Here is a 2,979-nt window from a genome sequence, read left to right on the forward strand (position 1 = left end):
GGTGTTCGTGCCGATCGTCATCGAGATGGCGGGCTCGTCGACGTGGATGAGCGGCAGCGCGACGGGGTTCTCCGCGTCGGCGAGGGTCTCGCCGATGGTGATCTCGGGGATGCCGGCGACGGCGACGATGTCACCGGGACCCGCAGTCGTGCCGGGCTGGCGCTCGAGGCCCTCGGTGACGAGGAGCTCGGTGATCTTCACGTTCTTCACCGAGCCGTCGCGGCGCATCCAGGCCACGGTCTGGCCCTTGTTGAGCGTGCCCTCGTGGACCCGGACCAGTGCGAGGCGACCGAGGAACGGGGAGGCGTCGAGGTTGGTGACGTGGGCCTGCAGGGGCGCGCCCTCGGTGTAGACGGGGGCCGGGATGGTCTCGAGGATCGTCTTGAACAGCGGCTCGAGGTCGCTGCCCTCGGGCATCGTGCCGTCCTCGGGCGCCACCAGGCTGGCGATGCCGGCGCGACCCGACGCGTAGACGACCGGGAAGTCGAGGGCGTCCTGGCTGTGGCTCTCGTCGAGGAGGTCCATGAAGAGCTCGTACGTCTCCTCGACGACCTCGGCGATGCGGGCGTCGCTGCGGTCGGTCTTGTTGACGACGAGGATCACCGGCATGTCGGCGTTGAGCGCCTTGCGCAGCACGAAGCGCGTCTGCGGGAGCGGTCCCTCGGAGGCGTCCACGAGCAGCACGATGCCGTCGACCATCGACAGGCCGCGCTCGACCTCGCCACCGAAGTCGGCGTGGCCGGGAGTGTCGTTGATGTTGATCGTCATCGGCTTGCCGCCACCGGCGGGGCCGGCGTAGTGGACCGCGGTGTTCTTCGCCAGGATCGTGATCCCCTTCTCGCGCTCGAGGTCACCGGAGTCCATGACCCGCTCGGCGACACTCTCGGCCTGGTGCGCCGTGAAGGCGCCGGCCTGACGCAGCATGGCGTCGACGAGGGTGGTCTTGCCATGGTCGACGTGGGCGACGATGGCGACGTTGCGGAGGTCTGAGCGTTCAGGCATGGAAGTAACGTCGCGCTTTCGATCGAGGCAGTGGACGGCGGGCAGGCAGGCGAGTCGCCAACTTGGCCGTCAGTCAGTGTATTGCCGCAGGCCCGGTTGACGGCATTCGGCAGATCCACCTGTGGGCTGGGACACGTTGTCGCCGCCGCAGGGGTTGGCAAGGTCGGCGCCCACGGGTAGGCAGGACCCATGACTGGGGACCGCGCGACCACCTGCACCTTCATCCCGCCCTATCTCCTCGAGCGGGTGGGTGCCGTCGACGCCCTCGCCCTCGACGAGCAGCTGCGCCTACGCCGCACCGCGCGCGCCGCCGAGCCGCACACGAGCGCAGCCCGGGCCGTCGACGTGGCTGCCTGGACCGTCCACGACGCCGACAACGCGACCAGGCTCCCGGGTCGCCCCGTACGGGCCGCGGGCCAGCCCGCGACCGGCGACGTGGCCGTCGACGAGGCCGCGGCCGGGATCGAGGCGACGCTGCGCATGTTCGCCGACGGCTTCTCCCGCTCGTCCTACGACGACGCCGGCGCGCCCGTGACGATCACCGTCCACTACGGCCAGCGCTACGACAACGCATTCTGGGACGGCAACCAGCTGGTCTTCGGCGACGGCGACGGCACCATCTTCGAGCGCTTCACCAAGAGCGCGGACGTGCTGGCGCACGAGTTCGGGCACGCGGTGACCGAGCACACCGCGGGCCTGGTCTATCGCGACCAGCCCGGCGCCCTCAACGAGTCGGTCTCCGACGTCTTCGCCGCCTGCTTCAAGCAGCACGTGGCCGGTGAGTCCGCGGCCGACGCCGACTGGCTGATCGGGGAGGGGATCTTCGTCCCCGGCATCGTGGCCCGCGCCCTTCGCGACATGGCCGCGCCCGGCACCGCCTACGACGACCCCAGGCTCGGCGTTGACCCGCAGGTCGGCCACATGGACGACTTCATCGTCACCGGCGAGGACAATGGTGGCGTCCACCTCAACTCCGGCATCCCCAACCGCGCCTTCCAGCTCGCCGCCACGGCGATCGGTGGCGCCAGCATCGAGGGCGCAGGCCAGATCTGGTACGCCGCACTCACGGCCGGCTCCCTGCAGCCCACCGCCGACTTCGCTGCGTTCGCGGCAGCCACCATCGCCGCGGCCGGCCAGCACTCGGCGGCCGTGACGTCGGCCTGGCAGCAGGTGGGCGTGACCACCGGTGTCATCAGGACGCCCAGACCCGGCCCCGCCGAGACCGGTGCTGCCGGAATGGTCCGGGTGAAGCGCTCCGGCGGGTTCGCCGGTCGCACCGAGGAGGGTCTCGTCGCGCTCGAGGAGGCCGACGAGGGCGTGCGCGCCCTGGTGGCGCGGATCGACCTGGACGCGGCGGCGGCCAGCGCTGCGGCGTACAGGGCCATGCCCGACATGTTCGTCTACACGTTCCAGGTCGCCGAGGGCGATCCGGTCACGCTGCCTGAGCAGGCACTGTCGGGCGACCTGCGCGCGCTCGCCGCGCTGGTGCTGCGCAACGATCGCTGAGGATCAGTCGGCGAGTGCCCGGTCGAGCGCGGCCTGCACGTGCAGCGTGGTGCACGGGATCGCCGGGAGCTCGATGTCGGCCTGGCGGATGAGGAGCTCGAGCTCGGTGCAACCGAGCAGGATCGCGCGGGCGCCGGCGTCCCAGAGCTCCTCGGTGATGGCGACGACCCTGCGACGGGTGGCGTCGACCACGTCGCCGTGCACGAGCTCGTCGTAGATCGCCGAGTTGAGGGTGTCGTGGTGCCTCGCCTCGGGCACCAGCACCGTGACTCCGTGCGCGGCCAGCCGGTCGACGAAGAAGGAGTCCTCCATCGCGACCGTCGTGCCGATCAGGCCCACGGTCGAGTGACCGGCCTGCTGGCAGGCCTCGGCCACCACGTCACCGAGGTGCAGGAGCGGGATGTCCACCGCGTCGGCCACCGCGTCGGCGACCTTGTGGAAGGTGGTCGTGCACAGCAGCAGGAAGTCGGC

3 protein-coding genes are annotated in these 2,979 nt (G+C 70.9%); 1 reads left to right on the top strand and 2 read right to left on the bottom strand.

The window, feature by feature from the left end; all coding sequences use genetic code 11:
* Positions 1 to 1,002: GTP-binding protein (locus RMO85_RS13655; protein ID WP_310529274.1), on the bottom strand; the 1,002-nt coding region annotated here is incomplete at its 3' end.
* Positions 1,003 to 1,191: 189 nt separating this feature from the next.
* On the opposite strand from RMO85_RS13655, the gene RMO85_RS13660 reads away from it, so the two are divergent.
* Entirely contained in the window at positions 1,192 to 2,508 is a 1,317-nt protein-coding gene (locus RMO85_RS13660; protein ID WP_310529275.1) for a protealysin inhibitor emfourin, read from the top strand.
* 3 nt (positions 2,509 to 2,511) lie between these two features.
* Here the strand turns inward: RMO85_RS13660 and RMO85_RS13665 are convergent.
* The coding region (locus RMO85_RS13665) for an amino acid racemase (protein WP_310529276.1) at positions 2,512 to 2,979 on the bottom strand (468 nt) is incomplete at its 5' end.

The organism is Nocardioides sp., assembly GCF_031422975.1.
In the GTDB taxonomy this organism is placed as follows: Bacteria; Actinomycetota; Actinomycetes; order Propionibacteriales; family Nocardioidaceae; genus Nocardioides.

Excerpts from the sequence above, each read along its gene's own strand:
- RMO85_RS13660 (WP_310529275.1), top strand. The coding sequence starts at position 1,192 with ATGACTGGGGACCGCGCGACCACCTGCACCTTCATCCCGCCCTATCTC.